Here is a 22,812-nt window from a genome sequence, read left to right as displayed (position 1 = left end):
AAGAGTGTTGCAGGGTTGTCCTACAAAAATAGTCGCGGCACAAACAGCCTCATGCCGCGCCAGCCACCGAACAGCCCCCGACTCGCGGCATTCGCGCACCGAAATACACCGCGCTGCTGATGCCCACGGCCCCCATCACCGCGCAGAAGATCACACAAATCCACGGACTCCATGGCATCAGACCGATCAACAGCAGCGGTGTGACACTCGCCCAGGCGGCGTAGGCAATGTTGTAGGTGAAGGAAATCCACCGTGCGCAGCGGCAGCTCGACAGCGGCCTCGCGCCGGGCCTGCATCGCCATGAACACCGGGGTTTCGCTGAGCCAGCGGCGCAGCCAGACACCGATCACGCCAAACACACCGCCCAGCAGAAACGGGTAACGCCAGGCGTAATCGAGGATTTGCGCCGGGGTGAACGCCTGAGCCAGAAAAGTCGCCGTCAAGGCGCCGATCAGGTAACCGAAGGTCAGCCCCGCCTGCAGGAAACCGAGGGCATATGCTCAGGCTGAACACCTTCTTGCGTCCCAACCGGTCAGCGAAATGCGCCATCAGGATCCCGCCCAACGGACGCGCGAGGTAGCCCGTGACGAAGATCCCGAAGCTTTGCAGCAGACGCAGCCACTCGGGCATTTCCGGCGGGAAGAACAGCTGGCTGAGGGTCAGCGCGAAGAATACGAAAATAATGAAGTCGTAGATTTCCAGCGCACCGCCCAAGGCTGCAAGCCCCAGGGTCTTGTAGTCCGAGCGAGTGAAGGGCGCCGGGCGCGCATTGATGTTGGCAGTCATGTAAAAGAACTCTGGCAGGCAAAAAACCAAGGCGCCCACGGTCTACGCAAATGCGCTTGTGGACAACCCGTTAGACCATAGTCCCAAACGCCCCAAACAGCGTCCCCGCAACGGGCCGATTGATTTACTGTTGGCACCGACCGGATGGGCCATTGCGCCCTGAACCCCACAATAAACATAAAAACGAGGTACTCCCGTGGCCGCTGATATCGAAGAGAGCCGCTATGCGCGCTTTGCCCTGCATTGTTCAAACTTTGCCGAACGCTGGTTTCCCGACTCCTGGGTATTCGCCGCGCTGGCAGTGATCATCGTCGCTGTGGCGACCATGGCCATGGACGCCAAACCCACCGACGCCGCCATGGCCTTCGGTGACGGTTTCTGGAGCCTGATTCCGTTCACCATGCAGATGGCATTCGTGGTGATCGGCGGTTACGTGGTCGCCAGTTCGCCACCGGCGGTGAAACTGATCGACCGCCTGGCACGCGTCCCGAAAAACGGCCGTTCCGCCGTGGCCTGGGTGGCGCTGATTTCCATGGTCGCGTCGTTGCTGAACTGGGGGCTGTCACTGGTATTCGGCGGGCTGCTGGTACGTGCCCTCGCCCGCCGTACCGATCTGAAAATGGATTACCGAGCCGCCGGTGCCGCCGCCTATCTTGGTCTGGGCGCGGTCTGGGCCTTGGGTCTGTCGTCGTCCGCGGCACAATTGCAAGCCAACCCCGCCAGTTTGCCGCCATCGATTCTGTCGATCACGGGCGTCATTCCCTTCACTCAAACGATCTTTCTCTGGCAGTCGGGTGTGCTGTTGCTGGCACTGACCGTGGTCTCGCTAATCGTTGCCTACGCCACCGCGCCCAGCCCCGCGACAGCCCGTGACGCCAAAGCCTGCGGTATCGATCCGGGTTTCAGTCTGCCGGCGCCAGCACCGCGTACCCGCCCTGGTGAATGGCTGGAATACAGCCCGCTGCTGACGATTCTGCTGGCATTGCTGGCGGCCGGATGGCTGTTCCATGAGTTTGCGACCAAACCGGCGATCAGCGCGATTTCCGGACTGAACACCTACAACTTCCTGTTCCTGATGCTCGGCGCGCTGCTGCACTGGCGCCCGCGCAGCTTCCTCGATGCGGTGGCCCGTGCGGTGCCGACCACCACCGGTGTGCTGATCCAGTTCCCGCTGTACGGCTCGATCGCTGCCCTGATGACGGTGGTCAAGGGCACCGACGGACAATCATTGGCCCACCACATCTCGACCTTTTTCGTACAAATCGCGTCCCACGACACCTATGCCCTGCTGATGGGCGTGTACTCGGCCATCCTCGGCTTTTTCATCCCTTCCGGTGGCGGCAAATGGATCATTGAAGCGCCATACGTCATGCAAGTGGCCAATGACCTGAACTACCACCTGGGCTGGGCCGTGCAGATCTACAACGCCGCCGAAGCGCTGCCGAACCTGATCAACCCGTTCTACATGCTGCCGCTACTGGGCGTGCTCGGGTTGAAGGCCCGGGATCTGATCGGGTTTTCGTTCGTGCAGTTGCTGGTGCACACGCCACTGGTGCTGTTTCTGCTGTGGGCGCTAGGGACGACGCTTACGTATATGGCGCCGGTGATGCCTTGACGCCGACCTTCAATCCACCACCAATCCAGTGTGGAAGCGGGCTGCTTCCACACTGGCGACTCATTGTTTTCACAAACGTAACCCCTCTGTCACACCTCGCTGCTAGCGTCCCGCCGAAACATATTGAAACAACTTAGCAAGACGGAACTCGCCATGAACGATGAAGAAAACCGCAACGACGCCTCCTCCCCGCAAACAGATACGCCCACCGACACCAGTCGCCGCCGCTTCCTGGGTGGCGTGGCGGTACTCGGTGTCGGCGCGACCCTCAGCGCTTGTGGCAGTCACGGCGATGAGTCGGGTAAACCGCTCGAACGCCTGCTTTCACCTGTCGAATTGGACAAAGCCCTACGCGACCAGGTGAAAACCGTAGTGGTGATCTACGCCGAGAACCGTAGTTTCAATAACCTGTTCGGCGACTTCCCTGGCGTCGAGAAACCGCTCTCGGGCCTCAAGCCCGTCGAATATCAGCAGCGCGATCGCGATGGCAGCCTGTTGCAGACCCTGCCGCCAGTCTGGGGCGGCGTGCTGCAGATCGGCCCGCAAACCCTCGATGGCGTGACTTACCCCAGCGCAACCCAGTTCCAGGAACACCTGCCTAACGCGCCCTTTGCCCTCAAAGGTCCGAACGCAGAAGACTTGCCGTTCGGCCTGGTGACGCGCGACCTGTGGCATGCGTTCTATCAGAACCAGATGCAGATCAACGGTGGCAAAAATGACGGCTTTGTCGCCTGGGGCGACTCCGGTGGCCTGCCCATGGGGCATTACGCCCAGAGTCGATATTCCCTGCGGTTGTGGGACGTTGCCCAAGAATTTGTGCTCTGCGATAACTTTTTCCAGGGGGCTTTCGGCGGCTCGTTTCTCAACCATCAGTACCTGATCAGCGCCACCGCGCCGTTCTATCCGGACGCCGTCAACTCGGTAGCCAAGACACAGATCGCCACGCTGCAAAGCGATGATCCGGCCGATCCACGCCTCAAGCCCCTGGAACAATCCCCAGCCAGCGCCATGACCGGCCCACCCCAATTCGGCCCCAGCGCGCTGACGCCGGACGGCTATGGGGTCAACACGCTCGCTCCGCCGTACTGGCCGACCTGGATTCGCGACCCGGAGCGTCCTGCGTACGCCAAACCAGACCTGCCGAACGTCATGGTCCCCCAGACCCACGAGCACATAGGCGACAAGCTCTCGAAGAAAAACATCGACTGGGCCTGGTATGCCGGAGGTTGGCAGGCGACGCTGGATCAGTACAAGGACTCTGGCGGTATTCCGAAAATCCCGAACTTCCAGTACCACCACCAACCGTTCAACTACTTCAAGCAGCAGGGGCCGGAAAACCCGCTGGAGCGCGGTAAACGTCTACGGGATGCGGGGCTGGGCGATGAATCGAATACCAACAAGTTCTTTGCCGATGCCGAGGCGGGCAAGCTGCCGGCGGTGAGTTTCTATAAACCCCAGGGCAACCTGAACATGCACGCCGGTTACGCCGATGTAGCGTCCGGCGACCGGCACATCGTCCGCGCCCTGAAAGTGCTGCGGGAAAGCCCGCAGTGGAAAAACATGGTGGTCGTGGTCACGGTCGATGAGAACGGCGGCTGGTGGGATCACGTCGCACCGCCCAAGGGCGACCGCTGGGGGCCGGGCTCGCGGGTACCGACGCTGGTAGTTTCGCCGTTTGCGCGCAAGGGCATGGTGGATCACACGGTCTATGACACTGGCTCGATTCTGCGGTTGATCACCCGGGTGTTTCAGCTTGAAAAGCTCGATGGCCTCAGGCAGCGGGACGATGCAATGATTGCCCGTGGCCAGAAACCCATGGGCGATTTGAGCAATACACTGCACTTTGCCTGATGAAAAAGGGGCTCTGACTGGCGCTCTTTTCACTTGTGTACTAGACCGTTCGACACAACTAGTTCCAGTATGTACCCGCCCCACCTCCGAGGGCTCACGCTGAAAAGGATCTGAGCATGTTCAAACTCGCAGGATTCACCCTCGCCGCGCTCACCCTGAGCGCCGCCGCTCACGCCGATGTCGATCTGAATCTGGGCAGTACCGAGCGCGTTACCCGGCTGTTCGCCTACCCCAACAACTGTAATGTCATCTGCTTCCGCAACTGGACACTGGAGCAGACCGTCGAGCATTACCTGACCCAAAGCGTACAGCGCGATGGCTACAAGACCGCAAAAGTGCTGGTCAAAACCGAAAACAAGCAGCTCCACGCCCATATCAGCGGTGTGCCCAAAGGCTATGACAAGCCACTGACCGCACTGCTCAATGCTGGGGATTTGGCCTACAACGGTGCCAACAAGCTGAGTGCCGATGGCAAATGGACCTATAACTGGTACCTGTTCCTGCCGCTGGGCATGGCGCTGGAAAACCGCAAAAGCGTCGAACTGCTGCACTTCCCGCCAGATTATTCCCTGACCCAGGCCCAGGACTATCTGGAGTCCAAGACCACCGACCGCTGGGCCGCGCTGCTGACCGCCAACAACATTCCCGCCGACCAGACGCCGGCCTATCAGACCATCATCGACATCGCGCCGATTGCCGCGCCGTCCACCGCCGGCAAGGATCTGGAAGGCGTCTACAACTACTTCACGGACTACCAGACCACCATGGTCAAGGAAGTCAGCCAGAATGCCAAAGGTGCAGCATTGCCAATGGTCGCCTTTGGTTCACCAGTGCGTAACTGGATCAAGCAACAATACGGGCAGACCGTAGAAATATTGGGCCTGGCAACCATCAGCCCGAGCAAGGGGGTGACGGTACCCGTACTGGGTTCCAATCACCCGAGCTACATCTGGTACGCCGCCGACCCCGAAGCCTATAGCGGCGACGATGCGCAGGCCAAGGCCGACGCCGCGGGGCTGAAAGTCATGGGGCAGGATTTGAGTGCCGCGTGCTGGCAGGCCGGAATGGGCAGCAAACCGGGCACTGACCCTACCGCTCAGCTGAAAAGCTGCACTCAGACCTGGCAAGTGACCCAGAAAGAAAAAACCTGCGAACTGTTCTACACCTCGATTCGCAACCTGACGCCTGAGCAAGCGGTGGCCAAATGCTCGACAGCGCCGGTCAAATCCGAGCTGAAACAGCTGCAGACCCCGGCCCTTATGACCTCCGCATCTGCCCCACACTTGTAAAACGAAGGAAGTCTTTCCCGCGTGAGCCATGGCTGACGCGGGAAAGAGCTTTTCTCGACTGTCATATCTGACAGTAGACCGGTTATCTCATTTGCGAGAGGCTTGTGTCGTATCCACGTGCTGCAGAGCTGACAGGATGTCAGCAGACGGAGGTCGTAGCACCCAACTGACAAGGATTGTTATGAGACGCCATGCCGAACAAGGACTACCACCGCCGTCATCAAATGGCATCTATCCGTTTGTAGAGTTGCCCCTTCGCCTTGGATTCCCCTCCAAAGACGACTTTGAAATCATCTACAACGCTGAGGGATCGGCAATGGCGGTCGCGGCACTGCGCGAGTTCCCCCGCATCAGCCGAATCTGCCGGGTTTCCGGACATCTATTGCCCTATCGCTGCCGACACACCCGGCAGTTGGCGCCGGGAATCCATGTCTACGATCCGTGCTTCAGTGGTCTGCTGAGTCACTCCTGCGACCCCAACGTCTTTCTCGATATGAGCGAGCTGTGGTTATGGGCGCTCAAAGACATCAAAAAGGGTGACCGGCTGACGATGGATTTCGCCGCGACAGAAGACAAGCTGCTGCGGCAGTTCGCCTGCCGCTGCGGTTGTCCCTGCTGCCGTGGCTGGATCATCGGCTACGATGAGTCGCCGAATGCCAATGGAGAACAGTTCTTTCAACACTGGCGTCGGCGAAGTCTCGGCTGAAAGGCTTTTACAACGCCTCGACCGGGCGCAAACGGTACTGCGGCGGCAACTGCTCGAAACCGCTGATGGTGGCGTTCAGGCTCTTCCAGCGACCGTCCTTGATGCCATAGATGCAGCCGTGGATCGACAGGCTCTGCCCGCGGTGCCAGGCATTTTGCACAATGCTGGTGTGACCGACGTTGGCCACCTGCTGGATCACATTGAGCTCACAGAGGCGGTCGACCCGCTCTTCTTCGGTGGGCAACTTGGCCAGTTCGTCGCGTTTTTCATAGTAGAGATCACGAATCGAGCGCAACCAGCCGTCGATCAGGCCCAACTGACGATCCTGCATCGAGGCGCGTACACCGCCGCAGCCATAGTGGCCGGTCACCAGGATGTGTTTGACCTTGAGTACATCCACCGCGTACTGAATCACCGACAGGCAGTTGAGGTCGGTGTGCAGCACCACGTTGGCCACGTTGCGGTGCACGAACAGATCACCCGGCAGCATGCCGACGATTTCGTTGGCTGGCACGCGTGCGTCTGAACAGCCGATCCACAGGTATTCCGGGGTTTGCTGACGGGCTAGCTTGGCAAAAAAATCAGGATCTTCGCGGGTGATCGCATCAGCCCAGCGTTCGTTGTTATCAATCAGATCTTGTAAGTCGTTCATGCAATGAAGCCTCGAGAATGATGCACTGCTTTGACAGACAACCGCCCGTCGGGGTCACGCACGAGATGCAGATCCCCCTGATGTCCTGATGTATGTAGCGGCTAGCCGGCGCTCCATGCCCGCGGGAATTCTCGGCAGCCCAGTGGGTCAATTGTAGTAGGGCCTACAGTATGAGGAATTGCCATGACTGATTCACGACGTCCGTTCGATCAGGAGCCACCCGAGCCCATCGACGACGATGAAGACCGCATGGGCTCGGTGCATGAGCTGGATTTCGACGAGGAAGAACCCGGCACCAGAATCGGCGACCTGACACCTGAACACGAGCATGCACAGCAGATGCCCGACGCGCGCGTCCGTAAACCCCGCATGACTGGGGGCTCGACCAATGACAATGACGCCACCGACGATGACTTGACCCCGGAAACCCTGATCCGTGAAGACGGCGCACGGGATGCCCACGAAGCGGGTGAAGACGGCCAGGCGGATTGGGAGTTGCGCATTGTCGACGAGGACGATATCGGTGGGGGCGATGGGCTGGATGAAGAGGAACTGGCACAGCAGGATCCATTGGACGGCAAGCCTTGATCGTTGACGTTCGTGAAGACGCCTTCGCGGGCAAGCCTCGCCCGCGAAGGCTTTAGAAACGATCAATCAACCAAGGTGCAAGCCATCACCACCGCATCTTCCCGCCCGCCAACCGCCGGGTAGTAATCCCGCCGACGCCCGATCTCGTTAAACCCATACCGCTCATACAACCGAAACGCCGCCCGGTTGCTGTCGCGCACTTCCAGGAAACATTCCCGCGCCTCAGCCTTGTAGGCAATCGACATCAAGTGCTCCAGCAGCGTCAAGCCCAGGCCGCGGCCCTGATTTTCCGGTTTGACGGTGATGTTCAGCAGATGCGCCTCATCAAGGATGATCTGCACTACGCCATGACCGACCTGCTGCTGCCCTTCGAACATCAGCCAGATCTGGTACTTGCCCAGGCCATCGAGAAAAATCCCGCGGGTCCAGGGATGGCTGTAGGCTGCGTATTCGATTTTCAGTACAGCGTCCAGGTCCGCCTCGGTCATCGGGCGGAACGATACAGCGTCACTCATTCGATTCTTTCCAACGCGCCATCAGCCGACGCATGGCTTGCCAGACATCAGCCTTACGCTGTGGCTCTTCCATTAATAACTCCAGGCCCGGCAAGGCCCAGACCGACCCCAGGCCTTCGACCTGAAGTTCACGGTTGAAGGATTCGGCGCTGGCCTCACCGGCAAAACGCACCGCCGGCAGGCCGATCAGCCACAGGCAGACGCACGGTGCGTCTTCCAGGCGGGCCGACAGAAAACCTTGTACGAAATCCCGAGCCGCTTCCGGCCCTTGGTCCATGGTGCCGCGAGCCAGCAGCGGCCAGCGCACCGGCTCGCCGACGATCTGCGGGCTGTCCGGCAGACCGGCGGCGCGCAGCATGTCTTTGAGCAACAGATAAGCGGGATCGCGGGTCTGGAAAGTTTCGCCTGTGGGTAACTCCACCAGCAACAGGCAGCGACCGGCTCGCAGCAATTGCAGAGCGAAACGCGGCGGCGGCACTGGCGCAGCCTTGGCGACGAGCGGTACCTCTTCGCTCTCTTGCGTCGCTTTGCTTGCTGGTTTTCCAGCCGATGGCGTCGGCCGTGGCACCTCGATTTTCACCCGCTCGGCCGGTTTGGCCGCGGGTTCCACGGGCGTTTGCGCTACCGGAGCAGGCGTCACCGGGGCGACGACCAACGGTTCAGGCGTCTCCAGCAGCTCGGGCCGCGATGGCGCAGCAAAGGGCAATTCGGTGCGCGGCAGCCAGTTGACCACCTGCATGGCGGTCAAATAAGCGCGGCGACGGGACTCGATAAGCAAAGGTCGGCCACTTGTGGATAACTAAAGTGCGGTGATTCTACCGCCCTTCGCTCAAGATCGCCCACGCTTGATCGATAGACTTCACCGATAGAAGAAGCGACAGCCCATCCCCAGAGTGAATCGACACGGCTGCGATGAAGTACAATCGCGGCTTTTAATTGCCAACCAGCCGGCCATTCCGATGATCGAACCCAAGCGCGTCTTGCGCGCCCTCGCTGAACACTGGGCACTTCTGGAGCCACTGTGCGAGCACTTCGACCAAGGCACCCTGAGCCTCAACGAACTGCGTTCACAGTTGGCCGCCCAGCAACTGGACAGCACACCGCAGGACATCACCAGCCTGCTGGACGTGTGGATTCGCCTCGACATTCTGGTTCCCGTGGCGAAAAGCCCGAACCGTTTCGAGCTCAACGCACAGATCCATGACTTCCTCGCTTACCTGCGCCGTGAGCACCGTCTGGGCCTGTGCCTGGAAATCGAAGCCTATCTGCGCCACCTCGAACGCCTGGCCGGTTATATCCAGGACGCCTTCGACATTCGCGACGGCAACGATCTGGCGCGCCAGTTGCGCCTGCTCGACATGCGTGTGCGGGACGTGCTGAAGAAACTCGCCAACGACGAACAGGCCCTGGTGGCCGTCGCCGAACGGGCCAAGACCAGCGACCGGCAGATTCCGCTGCGTCAGCGTTATGCTGAAGTGCTGGCGACCTGGGACGAATACGTCGAACCGATGATCCAGCTGGTGAATGCCGACGGCGCCTTCGAACAAGGCGTGCGCAAGGTTGAGAACGTGTTGTTGCGCATGCTCACCGAACAGCAGCGCCTCGGCCATCTGGTCGACGACGACATGCTGCTGCGCACCCACGCACGCATCCTCGAAATGCAAACCAGCGCCCAGCTGACCTTGCGTCACGCCCGCGAACTGCTGCTGCCGCTGCGCGAAGAAGCCCGCCGGCACAACGCCGTGACCCGCGGCGCAGCCCTGGCGTTGTCGGCCATTCGTCGTAAAGGCATTGATGCGGTGCCGCAAGCCGCGATGCCGCTGTTCACCCGCCCGCAAAGCACCTTCCTCGGCAGTGCCAGCCAGGTCGAAGCCTATGTCTACGCCCTGGCCCGTTTCGAGCCGAAACCGGCGCGTTTCCCCAAGGCCCACAAGACCCAGAAAGGCGAAGCCCCGCGCGCGCCACGCACGGTTCGGGAAATGCTCGAACGTTGCGAAGATGCCCTGCCAATGCCGGACCTGATGAGCTGGCTGCTGGAGCAGGAGCCGGACGGCGCCACCGACGAATTGCTCTACTGGTTCTCGCGCCTGTCGCGGGAAAAACGCTTCAAGCGCGAGCGTCTGGAACGCCGCGATTACCATACTCACGAGCATCAGGTCAGCCTGCGCTCCTTCGCCCTGCTCTCGGCCCGCGACACCGCCGCCGAGGATTCTGCGAGCACCCCACATGCATCTTGATCTAAACGAACTGTCCCAGCTGGCGCCGATTTTTCGCGAGCTGTTCAAGGGCTACCACGTCAGCCGCCGCGACCCGGAGCTGTACGCCCAACTGTCGAACTTCCAGGACCAGTACCGCACCCTGTTCAAGGCGTTGGGTTTTGAACTGGTGTGCGACACCCGTGGTTTCTACTACTTCGTGCCGGACCTGGCGGCGGCCGCGGTAAACAAAACGGCGCAACGTCTGGCGCTGTTCACCTTCATCCTCGTCGAACACCTGGCCGACCAGGGCCGCGACCCGATCGCCGTGCTCGACGGTGGCAGCCTCGGTCGCGATGAGTTGCCATCGTTGCTGGAGAAGTACCGCGACCTGTTTATCCAGGCCGAAGTGCAGACCGTCGAAGAACTCGAAGAAAAAATCATGCGCCGCATGACCCAGCTCGGATTCGCCGGCGAAGAAAACGGTGTCTACCGTTTCCTGCCGCCGATGCACCGCTTCCTCGATGTCTGCCTGTCGGTCCAGCAAGACCGCGACCTGGCCGCCAGCCTGCACAGCGTGCTGCCGTTGCCGGCGCCGGTGCTGATCGACGAAGACAGCGACGAAAAGCTGCTGCAGACCGACGACCCGCTCGATCTCACCGAGTTTGAAGAAGAGAGCGAAGAAGACGCCCTGGCCCGCGCCATTGCCGAAGAACAGGAGACCGACGCATGAGCAAGGAACGCTACGGCATTCGCCGCTTTGCCCTTTTGAACACCGCCGGCTACAGCCTCGGCCTGTTCCCGCTGGAAGAACCGCTGTCGGTCTACGGCGCGAACAACCTCGGCAAATCCGCCTCGATCAACGCCTTGCAATTCCCGATCCTGGCGCGCATGTCGGACATGAGTTTCGGCAAGTACAGCCTGGAGCAATCCCGGCGTTTCTACTTCGCCTCGGACACCAGTTACATCCTCGTCGAAGTCTCCCTGCCCCACGGCCCGCACGTGATTGGCGTGGTCGGTCGCGGCCCGGGTGGTGGTTTCGGTCACCAGTTCTTTGCCTACGCCGGCAAACTCGACCTGGCTCATTATCAGAAAGACGACACCTGCCTGCGGCAGAAAGAGCTGTTCACCAATCTTGAGCGCGAAGGCCTGAAAGCCTACGAACTCAAGCCGGATGAACTGCGTCGCTTGCTGGTGGGCGGCCACACCTCGATTCCGCTCGACCTGACGCTGATCCCGCTGCGTTCCACCAGTGAGCAGAGCCTGAAGACCTTCCGCGCCCTGTTCATCAACCTGCTGCACATGCGTGAAATCACCGCGGCCAAGCTCAAGCAGCTGTTCCTCGATGCCTTCGAACACAGCCTGCGTTCCGGCAGTGTCGATTACATCGCCGCGTGCGAAGAAGCGTTCCGCGATGTCCGCCGCATGGAGCAGGACTACAACTCGCTGGTCGCGGCCGGTCCCTTGGTCGAAGCCTTGGCCAACGGCGTGAAACAGCGGGATATCCTGCGCGGCAAACTGCATCGCCTGTCGCCGCTGCTCGACTCCCTGCTCGGCACCTGGTCGGACTACGCCAGTGCGCGCAAGGAAGAACTGACGATTCAGGCCGAGCATTACCGCAACGAGCAGGACGCCCTGCAAAACGATCAACGCGGCGGCACTCAAGAGCTGATGCGTCTGGAGCGGGAAATCACCGGTATCCAGCGCTGGCTCGGCGAGTTGTCGGTGCTTAAGCATCGCTTCGCCCTGGTCGATGACGTCAAAGTCCTCGAACAGCAATTGCTCGCCGCCAAGGACGCGCACGATGAACTGGCCGGTGCGCTGGCCCAGTCGCGGCAGTTCTCTGCCGAAGATCTGGAAGAGCGCCTGCGCGATCTGGAAAAACGCCTGAAATCGGTGAAGCAGCAACTCGATCACGCCGACAACAACAGCTATGCCCGTCTGCGCGAAGAGTTCTCGCAGCAGGACGTCGAGCGCCTGATGCGGCTGTTCAACAGCGCGCTGTTCAGCCTGCCGTTGGGCGCACACGGCATTGCGCTGGATGAGGACGGTGAATGGGTCAAATCCATGGAGCTGATCCTCGATGGCTTCAAAGGCGAGCGCTTCGAAGTGCCGGGCCTGTCCATCGACCTGTCGCACATCGAGCCGCCGGCCCTGCAAGCCTTGGCCGACCGTGCGGCACTGCGCGATCAGAAAGAGCGTCTGGACAAAGAACTCAAGCAACTGAAAACCCAGCAAGCCGTAGCAGCCGACCGTGCGGCCAGCAAGACCCAGACCGAAGCGCTGTACCAGCAAGTGCTAGATGCGCAGAAAGCCCTGGAAGACTTCCGCCGCGCGCAAACCCTGAGCGCCGAAGAAGGCGACAAGCTTGAGCAATTGGCGCAGATGGAAGCCGCCCAGGACGAGTTGAAACGCTCCAGCGATGCCTTCACCGAACGCGTCCAGCAACTGTCGGCCAAGCTGCAACTGGTTGGCCGGCAGATCGGTGACATGGAAGCCAAGCAACGCACCCTCGACGACGCCCTGCGCCGCCGTCAGCTGTTGCCGGCCGACCTGCCGTTCGGCACGCCGTTCATGGACCCGGTCGACGACTCCATGGACAACCTGCTGCCATTGCTCAATGACTATCAGGACAGCTGGCAAGGCCTGCTGCGGGCCGACGGGCAGATCGACGCGCTCTACGCGCAGGTTCGCCTCAAGGGCGTGGCCAAGTTCGACAGCGAAGACGACATGGAGCGTCGCCTGCAACTGCTGATCAACGCGTACGCACACCGCACCGATGAAGCCCTGACCCTCGGCAAGGCGCGTCGCGCGGCGGTTACCGACATCGCCCGGACCCTGCGCAACATCCGCAGCGACTACGACAGCCTCGAACATCAACTGGCGCTGTTCAACCGCGAGATCAACAAACGTCAGGTCTCCAACCTGCAGAGTTTCCGTATCGTGCTCGCGCCGAACAAGGAAGCGCTCAAGCACATTGACCAGATCATCCACAGCGCCGGTCAGTACGAAGAAGGCGAAACCCTCTCCGTCTTCGACTTGAGCCAAAGCGCCGAGCAGGACAACAAGAACGAAGAAGCCAAGGAATACCTGGCACGGCTGGTGGCGGCCAACCACAACCAGCTCGGTCTCAAGGATCTGTTCGAACTGGCGTTCGAGATCACCAAGGTCAATGGCCAACCGGTGATCCACACCGACATCGACGGCGCGGCGTCCAACGGCACCACCATGACCATCAAGGCGCTGACCAACATGTACTTGTTGCTGCACTTGATGGACCGCGACCAGGCTGGTCGCGTGCGCCTGCCGTACTACCTCGACGAGGCAGCGGACATCGACGAGAAGAACCAGGCAGCGCTGTTGGAAACCAGCCTGCAACTGGGCTTCGTGCCGATCCTGGCGAGTGTGAAGCCGCAAGTCTGCGCCAGCGTCGCCATCGACCTGGAAGGCGGCAGCGGCCCGAACGGTATCTACATCGACGAGGCGGACTGGAAGTTCATCCGTCGTCACGATGAAGTGAAAGCAACCGTTAACATCCAGGCGGACGAACCGGAGCTGGATGCGGTCTGACGCCTGAATCGAAGCCAATGAAAAGGCCGCGATCCAATATGGATCGCGGCCTTTTTATTTATGGGTACATTCTTGAAACCTTCAGTCAGTTCCAAGGCCCCTTCGCGGACAAGCCCGCAATGAACGATAACGCTGTCTTACGTGATCGGCGCCGGGTTGAACAAGGTGATGTCGTTATGCAGCTTGTGCTGCTCCGCCCACGTCTGTTTCTTGCCGCTGGCCACGTCCAGGTAGTAGTGGAACAACTCCCAGCCGAGGTCTTCGATCGATGCCCGCCCGGTGGCAATCCGCCCGGCATCGATGTCGATCAGGTCCGGCCAGCGCTGCGCCAGTTCTGTGCGAGTCGAGACCTTCACCACTGGCGCCATCGCCAACCCATAAGGCGTACCGCGGCCGGTAGTGAACACATGCAGGTTCATCCCCGCCGCCAACTGCAACGTCCCGCAGACAAAATCACTGGCCGGGGTCGCGCAGAAAATCAGCCCTTTGCGCTTGAACCGTTCCCCAGGGCCAAGCACCCCGTTGATCGCACTGCTGCCGGACTTGACGATCGAGCCCAAGGACTTCTCGACAATGTTCGACAACCCGCCCTTCTTGTTCCCCGGCGTGGTGTTGGCGCTGCGATCCGCTTCGCCCTTGGCCAGGTAACGGTCGTACCAGTCCATTTCCCGCACCAGTTCCTGAGCGACTTCTTCGGTTTCCGCCCGGGACGTCAGCAGGTAAATCGCATCGCGTACTTCGGTGACTTCGGAAAACATCACCGTCGCACCAGCCCGCAGCAACAGGTCCGAGGCATAGCCCAGGGCCGGGTTGGCGGTGATCCCGGAGAACGCATCGCTGCCGCCGCACTGCATGCCGAGGATCAGCTCGGACGCCGGCACGGTTTCCCGGCGGCGTTGATCGAGCTTCTTCAAACGGGTTTCGGCCAGCGCCATGATCTGCTCGATCATCTCGGTGAAACCGTGACTGGAATCCTGCAAGCGATACAACCACGGCTCGCTCAAATCCACCGAGCTATCGTTCTCATGCATCACCTGCCCGGCCTGCAATTTCTCGCAGCCCAGGCTGATTACCAGCGCCTCGCCCCCCAGGTTCGGGTTGCGCGCCAGGTTGCGCACGGTGCGGATCGGGATGTACGCGTCGGTGGCGGTGATCGCCACGCCACAGCCGTAACTGTGGGTCAGCGCCACCACGTCATCGACGTTCGGGTACTTGGGCAGCAACTCGTCCTTGATGCGTTTTACCGCGTGATCCAGCACGCCGGTGACGCACTGCACGGTGGTGGTGATGCCGAGAATGTTGCGCGTGCCGACGGTGCCGTCGGCGTTGCGATAGCCCTCGAAGGTGAAGCCTTCCAGCGATGCCTGCGCAGCCGGCACTTCGGTGGACAGCGGCAAGCTGTCCAGCGGTGGCGCGGTAGGCATGCGCAGTTGATCTTCCTTGACCCAACTGCCGCGAGGAATCGGCTGCAACGCGTAGCCGATCGTCTGGCCGTACCGAATCACCTGGCCGCCCTCGGGAATGTCCTCGAGGGTGACCTTGTGGCTCTGCGGCACGAAATCCACGGTGACCAGGCCATCGGGGAATTCGGTGCCGGCCGGCACGCCCTGATCGTTGACCACGATCACCACATTGTCCCGCTCGTGCAGGCGGATGTAGCGCGGCGAGTCGGAATGTTCAATCAACTGCATGACGCCGCTCCTCAGGAATGCGCTTCAGATAACTTGTTGTTCGTTTCAGGACCGCTGACTGGCGGCTCTTTGAGTACCACACGTTTGATCGGGCCAACGATCACCAGGTAGCTGAATACCGCGACCAGCGCGTTGCAACCGACGAACACCAGCGCCCATTTGAAGGAGCCGGTGGAGCTGATGATGTAGCCAATGACAATCGGCGTGGTGATCGACGCAATGTTGCCGAACATGTTGAACAGGCCACCACTCAAACCGGCGATCTGTTTCGGCGAGGTATCGGACACCACCGCCCAGCCCAATGCGCCCACACCTTTGCCGAAGAAGGCCAGGGCCATGAAGCCGACCACCATCCATTCGATATCGACATAGTTGCAAGCCACGATGCTGCTGGAAACCAGCAGACCGGCGATGATCGGCGCCTTGCGGGCGAAGGTCAGCGAGTGGCCCTTGCGCAGCAGATAGTCAGAAATCACTCCGCCGAGCACGCCACCGATAAACCCGCAGATTGCCGGCAACGAGGCAATGAAACCGGCCTTGAGGATGGTCATGCCGCGTTCTTGCACCAGGTACACCGGGAACCAGGTCAGGAAGAAGTAGGTGATGCCGTTGATGCAGTACTGGCCCAGGTACACGCCGAGCATCATGCGGTTGGTCAGCAACTGGCGGATGTAGTCCCACTTCGGACCGTCGACCTTTTTGCCTTTACCTTTGTCCTGGTCCATGTCGACCATGCCGCCGTTGTCAGCGATGTGCTTGAACTCGGCGTCGTTGATCATCGGGTGCTGGCGAGGACTGTGGATAACTTTCAGCCAGATCCCCGAGAAGATGATGCCGATCACGCCCATGACGATGAACACGTGCTGCCAGCCGAAGCTGTAGACGATCCAGCCCATCAGCGGCGCAAACAGTACGGTGGCGAAGTATTGCGCCGAGTTGAAGATCGCCGAGGCGGTGCCGCGTTCTGCGGTCGGGAACCACGCCGCTACGATGCGTGCGTTGCCGGGGAAGGATGGCGCTTCGGCCAGGCCCACCAGAAAGCGCAGCATGAACAGCGCGACGACGGCGGTGGAAAGCCCGAACTCACCGACATAGCCTTGCAGTACGGTGAACAGCGACCAGGTAAAGATGCTCAGGGCATAGACTTTTTTCGAACCGAACCGGTCCAGCAACCAGCCACCGGGAATTTGCCCGGCCACGTAGGCCCAACCGAATGCGGAGAAGATATAACCGAGAGTGACCGCGTCGATGCCGAGGTCTTTTTGCAGGCTGGAGCCGGCGATCGCGATGGTCGCCCGGTCGGCGTAGTTGATCGTGGTCACCAGAAACAGCATGAGCAAAATCAAATAGCGGACGTGAGTCGGCTTGGTCGATTGCATTGTAGATGTACTCCCACTGATTATTTTTATGCGGGTAATAACGATTTATTTGTAGGCGCCGGCTTTTATGGGAGCCGGCGCCTACAGGTATTGCGGTGTATCAGGAACCGATGTAGGCAGTTTTTACGACCGTGTAGAACTCTTGCGCATAGCGACCTTGCTCACGTGAACCATAGGATGAACCTTTACGCCCACCGAACGGAACGTGGTAATCCACACCGGCGGTCGGCAGGTTGACCATCACCATCCCGGCCTGGGAATGGCGCTTGAAGTGGTTGGCGTACTTCAGCGACGTAGTGGCGATACCCGCCGACAGGCCGAACTCGGTGTCGTTGGCCATTTCCAGTGCAGCGTCGTAATCCGCTACGCGAACGATGTTGGCCACCGGGCCGAAGATCTCTTCGCGGCTGATGCGCATCGCAGCTTCGCTGTCGGCAAACAGCGTCGGGGCGAGGAAGTAACCCTCGGTGTCGCACGTCACCAGACCACCGCCGCTGACCAGACGCGCACCTTCGGACTGGCCGATGTCGATGTACTTCAGGTCCTGCTCCAACTGCGCTTGCGAGACCACAGGGCCGATGTCGGTGCCGGACTTCAACGCATGACCGACCTTGATCGACTTCATGCGCTCAGCCATGGCTTCGACGAATTTGTCGTGAATCCCGGCGGTGACGATGAGACGGCTCGACGCGGTGCAACGCTGGCCGGTGGAGTAGAACGCGCTCTGCACCGACAGTTCGACCGCTTGCTTGAGGTCGGCATCGTCGAGAATGATCTGCGGGTTCTTGCCGCCCATCTCCAGCTGCACCTTGGCCTGGCGCGACACGCAATTGACCGCGATCTGCCGGCCCACGCCGACCGAACCGGTGAAGCTGATGCCATCGACTTTCGGGCTGTTGACCAGCGCCTCGCCGACTACTCGCCCGCTGCCCATCACCAGGTTGAACACGCCGGCCGGGAAACCGGCGCGGGAGATGATTTCCGCCAGCGCCCAGGCACAGCCTGGCACCAGATCGGCAGGTTTCAGCACCACGCAGTTGCCGTAAGCCAAAGCCGGAGCGATTTTCCACGCCGGGATCGCGATCGGGAAGTTCCATGGCGTGATCAGGCCGACCACGCCCAGCGCTTCGCGAGTGACTTCGACATTGACGCCCGGACGTACCGACGGCACGTAGTCACCGGACAGGCGCAGGCATTCACCGGCGAAGAACTTGAAGATGTTGCCGGCGCGGGTCACTTCGCCGATGGCTTCGGGTAGGGTCTTGCCCTCTTCCCGGGCCAGCAACGTGCCGAGTTCTTCGCGACGGGCGAGGATCTCGCTGCCGACTTTATCCAGCGCATCGTGCCGAGCCTGAATACCGGAAGTGGACCACGCCGGGAACGCGGCGCGGGCGGCGTCGATGGCGGCGTGGACCTGCGCCAGATCAGCCTTGGCATAGTCGCCGAGGGTATCGCTCAGCTCGGACGGGTTGATGTTGGCGCAGTAATCACTGCCCGTCACCCATTCACCGTTGATGTAGTTATCAAAACGCTTTGCATCTGCCACAACAAATCTCCTCACGCAAAAAGCCGCTGATCGCTCAGCGGCCCTGGTTTTATCGAGTGTTACTGCGCGCCCTGCTTGTCGATCAGCGCGGCGAGCATTTCGTACTCTTCGCCCGTCAGATCAGTCAGCGGTGCACGCACCGGGCCTGCGTCATAGCCGGCGATTTTTGCCCCGGCCTTGACGATGCTCACCGCGTAACCGGCCTTGCGGTTGCGGATATCCAGGTACGGCAGGAAGAAGTCATCGATGATCTTGCCGACGGTGGCGTGATCTTCGCGAGCAATGGCGTGGTAGAAATCCATCGCGGTTTTCGGGATGAAGTTGAACACCGCCGAGGAATAAACCGGTACGCCCAAAGCCTTGTAGGCCGCGGCGTAGACTTCAGCAGTCGGCAAGCCGCCCAAGTAGCTGAAACGATCGCCGAGACGGCGACGGATCGACACCATCAGCTCGATATCGCCCAGGCCATCCTTGTAGCCGATCAGGTTCGGGCAGCGCTCGGCCAGTCGTTCCAGCAGCGGCGCGGTCAGGCGGCAGACATTGCGGTTGTAGACCACCACACCAATTTTTACCGATTTGCACACGGCTTCAACGTGCGCGGCAACGCCGTCCTGGCTGGCTTCGGTCAGGTAGTGCGGCAGCAGCAACAGGCCTTTGGCGCCCAGGCGCTCGGCTTCCTGAGCGTACTCGATAGCCTGGCGGGTCGAACCACCGACACCGGCGAGGATTGGCACGCTGCTGGCGCAGGTGTCGACCGCAGTCTTGATGATTTCCGAATATTCGCTGGCCGCCAGAGAGAAGAACTCACCGGTACCGCCTGCGGCGAACAACGCCGAGGCGCCGTATGGGGCCAGCCACTCGAGACGCTTGATGTAGCCCGCGCGATGGAAGTCGCCCTGGGCATTGAAGTCGGTGACCGGGAACGACAGCAAGCCGGAAGAGAGGATGGACTTCAGTTCTTGTGGATTCATTATTCGAACACCCTGGTAGCAACGTTGTGTGAGAAAACCGTTCAGCCTTCGCCGAAGTTGTAGGTCATCGTACAACTTAAAATACAACCGTCAACTGCATTTCATCGCTGGGTGGGTATTTTTGTCAGACAACATTGTTGTTTAAAAGGGTGAAAGCGGCGCCTTTCAAGCTCAGGAGGGAGATACGTTGTCGGAAGAGTACCCTCGGGAATTTTTCACTCAACGCCCCGGAATCATTGCCTGCGCGCAGTGTTGAACCTTGAAATGCCTGGTCATGATCGGGTTCGGCAGATCACCGATGCGCCCGGTAAAGTGCGACGACTGCCGCGAAGGATCGCGGCAGATCTTTCAAGGAGAGCGATTCAACATGACTTTTGCTATTGCACACCTTCCGCAGTTCCCGGAGCACTCAGCCGATCGGGCAACCATCCAGCTATCGACCCTAAGTGAAGACTTGATCGTCCGCGTGCCGGACCCGAACGATATTCCGCCGAACTGGGATGTCTACCCGATCCTCGGCACAAATACGGAAGAGCCTGACTGGGAGGGCCTCGCAGAGCCTACCGGCGTCTGGGATGACGCCTGCGACGACATGGTAAAACTGACGGGAATTGAACTGCGAATCCCCAAAACAGAACTGGAAAAGTACCTGAACACAGAAGTGGAATTGCGCTACAAACTCGCGGACGAGTCGAGTCTGGAGCCGTGTTCTGAGCCCCTGATACTGTTTATCGAAGCCTGACCCTCATCGTGCCTGATCGTTTACCGGTCAGGCGCTTTTTTGAGTAGAACGATTTCCTGCCACGCACCGTTCAACCTTGCGCCTGCGCCTCTTCATGCGCCTGGCGCAGCCGCTCACGGCTATTGGTCAGGTGCAAACGCATCGCGGCCCGCGCCGCATCAGAATCCTGGCGGGCAATCGCATCGTAAATCTCTTCGTGTTCACGGCTCAGGCGACTCATGTAGTGCTGCTGGTCGTCATGGGCCAGGCGCGCGGAGTTGAGGCGTGTGCGCGGAATGATACTGGTGCCCAGGTGGGTCATGATGTCGGTGAAGTAGCGGTTGCCGGTGGCCAGGGCGATTTGCAGGTGGAACTGGAAGTCCGACGCCACGGCATCGCCGGCGTGGGCGGCACTTTCGTTTAAGGCGTCCAGCGCCTCACGCATCGCCGCTAACTGCTCCGGGCTGCGACGTTGCGCGGCAAGGCCGGCGGACTCCACTTCCAGGCTGATGCGCAGTTCCAGAATCGCCAATACGTCGCGCAAGGTCACCACGGTCGCCGGGTCGATGCGAAAACCGCTCGGGCTCGGGGTGTCGAGCACGAAGGTGCCGATGCCGTGACGGGTTTCCACTTGCCCTGCGGCCTGCAAACGGGAGATCGCTTCACGCACCACGGTGCGGCTGACGCCATGGGCATTCATGATCGCCGATTCGGTGGGCAATTTGTCGCCACGCTTGAGCTGACCGTCGCGGATCTGCTCGGACAACACCGTCACCAATTCCTGTGCGAGGCTGCGGCGCTTGCGAGGGAGGCGAGGTGCGTCGATCGGGTTTTCCATGGTGAACGTCTGTCTCGAAAAAACGGCTGAAACCGCATCATAGCGCATGCGGGTTGTACGATCACCGTTGACCTGTGGGAGCGTGGCATGCCCGCGATGGCCTTGACGCGGTTTCCTGACGAACCGCGTTATCGTTCATCGCGGGCAAGCCACGCTCCCACAGGTTCAGGCGGTCACGGCCTGGTCCACCAGGTGACCATTCTCGATGCGCACATGCCGTGGATGGAAACGTTTCAGGCTGCTGCGATGGCCGACGCTGACAATGCTCAGCCCCGGCAATTCATCGATCAACGCCTGATACAACGACGCTTCATCCTCTTCGTCCATCGCCGAGGTGGCTTCGTCCATGTACAGCCATTGCGGCGCATACAGCAGCGCACGGGCGAAGGCCAGACGTTGCTGCTCACCCGGCGAAAGCATGCGCTGCCAGTGATTGGCTTCATCCAGACGTGAAACCAGGTGCGGCAAGCGGCTGGTTTCCAGCACGTGGACGTAGCGCTCGTGCGGGTAGGTGTCGCCCGGTTGTGGATAACTCAACGCCTCACGCAGGCTGCCAATCGGCAGATAGGGTTTTTGCGGCAGGAACAGATAACGCGCCGTCGGCAGGCGAATGCTGCCGTGGCCGGCTGGCCAAAGGTGCCCCATCGCTCGCAGCAAGGTCGACTTGCCGCTGCCGGAACGACCGCTGAGCATAACGCGCTCGCCCTCCTCCACGGTCATGTCGGCATTGGTCAGCAAATGACGACCGTCAGCGAGGTCAAGACCAAGGTTATGCACCCGTAGTGCCGAACCCTGATTCTGCACGTCGATAGCCGGCGCGCGCTCTTCGTTGTCGGTCATGGCCTGACGGAAACTCAGCAGACGATCACAGGTGGCGCGCCACTCGGCAAGGTCCTGGTACGCGCTGATGAACCAGCTGAAGTTCTCCTGCACATTGCCGAACGCGGAGTTGATTTGCATCAGCTCACCAAGTTCGATCTTGCCGGCGAAGTAACGCGGCGCAGCGACCATGAATGGAAAGATGATTGCAATCTGGGCATAGCCGGAGGTGAAGAAGGTCAGGCGCTTGGACACTTTCATGATGTCCCAGAAGTTGTGCCAAACCAGGCCGAAGCGACTGCTCAGACGACGGTTCTCGTTGGGTTCGCCGTTGTACAGCGCAATGCTCTCCGCATTTTCGCGGACCCGCACCATGGAGAAACGCAAGTCGGCTTCGAAACGTTGCTGGTTGTTGTTGAGGCTGATCAAGCGACGACCGATCACATGCGTCAGCCAGCTGCCGACGGCGGCGTAAACCAGTGCGCACCAGAACATGTAGCCGGGGATCGTGAAGCCAAACACTTCGATGCTGCCCGACACGCCCCACAAAATGATCGAAAACGACACCAGGCTGACGATGTTCCGTATCAGCCCAAGGCCCAGGCCCAAGGTGTTGGTGGTGAACTTATTGAGGTCTTCGGAAATCCGCTGGTCCGGGTTATCGGTGTAACCGCCCTGCTCCAGCTGATAGTAATTCTTGCTGCCTAGCCAGCGGGCGAAGTGCTTTTCGGTGAGCCAGGCTCGCCAGCGAATGGTCAGCATCTGAGTCAGATAAAGCCGATACACCGCGCCAAGAATCGCCACGGCGGCGATGCCGCAGAAATACAGAATCAGCTGCCAGAAGGCTGCTTCGTCCTTCTTTTGCAGGGCGTTATAGAAGTCTTTGTACCAACTGTTGATCCACACCGAAATCGCCACGCTGAACAATGACAGCGCAATCACAGCGATCAACAGCGTCCAGGCCTTGCCCTTCTCTTCGCTGCGCCAGTAAGGCGTGGTCATCGCCCACACTTTGCGAAAAAACTGCCCGCGCACAGCATCGTTGACCGCGGAATATTCAGCGTTCTGATTCATGGATAA

General features: G+C 60.3%; 18 protein-coding genes and 1 pseudogene. 9 read left to right on the top strand and 10 right to left on the bottom strand.

From position 1 onward, the window contains the following. Window positions 1–49 precede the first annotated feature (49 nt). Window positions 50–786: pseudogene (locus tag FFH90_RS05250) on the bottom strand (MFS transporter). A 196-nt stretch (window positions 787–982) separates the two neighbouring features. On the opposite strand from FFH90_RS05250, the gene FFH90_RS05245 reads away from it, so the two are divergent. From FFH90_RS05245 to FFH90_RS05230, 4 genes are all read left to right on the top strand, one after another. Then, window positions 983–2,401: a short-chain fatty acid transporter gene (locus tag FFH90_RS05245; protein ID WP_138866783.1), complete on the top strand. Its 1,419-nt coding sequence runs from the start codon at window positions 983–985 to the stop codon at window positions 2,399–2,401. 153 nt (window positions 2,402–2,554) lie between these two features. Beyond that, a complete protein-coding gene (locus tag FFH90_RS05240) occupies window positions 2,555–4,252 on the top strand; it encodes an acid phosphatase (RefSeq protein WP_138866782.1) in 1,698 nt (565 codons plus the stop codon). Window positions 4,253–4,368: 116 nt separating this feature from the next. Beyond that, window positions 4,369–5,541: a hypothetical protein gene (locus FFH90_RS05235; RefSeq protein ID WP_018929540.1), complete on the top strand. Its 1,173-nt coding sequence runs from the start codon at window positions 4,369–4,371 to the stop codon at window positions 5,539–5,541. A 181-nt stretch (window positions 5,542–5,722) separates the two neighbouring features. Continuing rightward, window positions 5,723–6,247, top strand: a complete 525-nt coding sequence (locus FFH90_RS05230) for an SET domain-containing protein-lysine N-methyltransferase (RefSeq protein ID WP_138866781.1) — start codon at window positions 5,723–5,725, stop codon at window positions 6,245–6,247. Window positions 6,248–6,254: 7 nt separating this feature from the next. Here FFH90_RS05230 and can read toward each other — a convergent pair whose 3' ends face one another. After that, window positions 6,255–6,899, bottom strand: coding sequence for a carbonate dehydratase (can, locus tag FFH90_RS05225; RefSeq protein ID WP_007939732.1), 645 nt, complete (start codon window positions 6,897–6,899; stop codon window positions 6,255–6,257). A 183-nt stretch (window positions 6,900–7,082) separates the two neighbouring features. Between can and FFH90_RS05220 the strand changes: the two genes are divergently transcribed. Next, on the top strand, window positions 7,083–7,487 hold the full coding sequence (locus FFH90_RS05220) for a serine kinase/phosphatase (RefSeq protein ID WP_111454504.1): 405 nt from the start codon (window positions 7,083–7,085) through the stop codon (window positions 7,485–7,487). Window positions 7,488–7,549: 62 nt separating this feature from the next. On the opposite strand, the gene rimI is transcribed toward FFH90_RS05220, so the two are convergent. Together rimI and FFH90_RS05210 are read right to left on the bottom strand one after the other, a co-directional pair. After that, complete coding sequence (gene rimI, locus FFH90_RS05215; RefSeq protein ID WP_018929537.1) at window positions 7,550–8,002, bottom strand: ribosomal protein S18-alanine N-acetyltransferase; 453 nt, start codon at window positions 8,000–8,002, stop codon at window positions 7,550–7,552. Next, complete coding sequence (locus FFH90_RS05210; protein ID WP_138866832.1) at window positions 7,995–8,741, bottom strand: energy transducer TonB; 747 nt, start codon at window positions 8,739–8,741, stop codon at window positions 7,995–7,997. Before FFH90_RS05210 ends, rimI begins: the two co-directional genes overlap by 8 nt. A gap of 220 nt (window positions 8,742–8,961) precedes the next feature. Between FFH90_RS05210 and mksB the strand changes: the two genes are divergently transcribed. Genes mksB through mksF form a run of 3 tightly spaced genes read left to right on the top strand, consistent with a single transcriptional unit; the run spans window position 8,962 to window position 13,767 of the window. Continuing rightward, window positions 8,962–10,239, top strand: coding sequence for an Mks condensin complex protein MksB (gene mksB / locus FFH90_RS05205; RefSeq protein ID WP_026286675.1), 1,278 nt, complete (start codon window positions 8,962–8,964; stop codon window positions 10,237–10,239). Continuing rightward, entirely contained in the window at window positions 10,229–10,930 is a 702-nt protein-coding gene (mksE, locus tag FFH90_RS05200; RefSeq protein WP_018929534.1) for an Mks condensin complex protein MksE, read from the top strand. The genes mksB and mksE overlap by 11 nt, the downstream gene beginning before the upstream one ends. Then, the gene (mksF, locus tag FFH90_RS05195) at window positions 10,927–13,767 is read left to right on the top strand and encodes an Mks condensin complex protein MksF (RefSeq protein WP_138866780.1); all 2,841 of its coding nucleotides are present in this window, start codon (window positions 10,927–10,929) and stop codon (window positions 13,765–13,767) included. The genes mksE and mksF overlap by 4 nt, the downstream gene beginning before the upstream one ends. A gap of 137 nt (window positions 13,768–13,904) precedes the next feature. Here the strand turns inward: mksF and garD are convergent, their stop codons facing one another. The 4 genes from garD to kdgD form a co-directional block, all read right to left on the bottom strand. Beyond that, entirely contained in the window at window positions 13,905–15,458 is a 1,554-nt protein-coding gene (garD, locus tag FFH90_RS05190; protein WP_138866779.1) for a galactarate dehydratase, read from the bottom strand. Window positions 15,459–15,469: 11 nt separating this feature from the next. Continuing rightward, window positions 15,470–16,837: an MFS transporter gene (locus FFH90_RS05185; protein WP_018929531.1), complete on the bottom strand. Its 1,368-nt coding sequence runs from the start codon at window positions 16,835–16,837 to the stop codon at window positions 15,470–15,472. A 100-nt stretch (window positions 16,838–16,937) separates the two neighbouring features. After that, window positions 16,938–18,383 (bottom strand): aldehyde dehydrogenase family protein, encoded by a 1,446-nt coding sequence (locus FFH90_RS05180; RefSeq protein WP_018929530.1) that lies wholly within the window; start codon window positions 18,381–18,383, stop codon window positions 16,938–16,940. A gap of 59 nt (window positions 18,384–18,442) precedes the next feature. After that, on the bottom strand, window positions 18,443–19,354 hold the full coding sequence (gene kdgD, locus FFH90_RS05175) for a 5-dehydro-4-deoxyglucarate dehydratase (RefSeq protein WP_007939720.1): 912 nt from the start codon (window positions 19,352–19,354) through the stop codon (window positions 18,443–18,445). A 367-nt stretch (window positions 19,355–19,721) separates the two neighbouring features. Between kdgD and FFH90_RS05170 the strand changes: the two genes are divergently transcribed. Continuing rightward, window positions 19,722–20,096, top strand: coding sequence for a hypothetical protein (locus FFH90_RS05170; protein WP_064616161.1), 375 nt, complete (start codon window positions 19,722–19,724; stop codon window positions 20,094–20,096). A gap of 70 nt (window positions 20,097–20,166) precedes the next feature. Here FFH90_RS05170 and FFH90_RS05165 read toward each other — a convergent pair whose 3' ends face one another. Together FFH90_RS05165 and FFH90_RS05160 are read right to left on the bottom strand one after the other, a co-directional pair. Further along, on the bottom strand, window positions 20,167–20,913 hold the full coding sequence (locus FFH90_RS05165; RefSeq protein WP_018929528.1) for a FadR/GntR family transcriptional regulator: 747 nt from the start codon (window positions 20,911–20,913) through the stop codon (window positions 20,167–20,169). Window positions 20,914–21,078: 165 nt separating this feature from the next. After that, window positions 21,079–22,806 carry an ABC transporter ATP-binding protein/permease gene (locus FFH90_RS05160; RefSeq protein ID WP_138866778.1) on the bottom strand — a complete coding sequence of 576 codons (1,728 nt, stop codon included), beginning with the start codon at window positions 22,804–22,806 and terminating at the stop codon, window positions 21,079–21,081. Window positions 22,807–22,812 lie beyond the last annotated feature (6 nt).

Origin of the sequence: Pseudomonas sp. ATCC 43928, from assembly GCF_005938665.2 — a bacterium.
Lineage (GTDB): Bacteria > Pseudomonadota > Gammaproteobacteria > Pseudomonadales > Pseudomonadaceae > Aquipseudomonas.
This window is presented reverse-complemented; position numbering and strand designations above follow the sequence as displayed.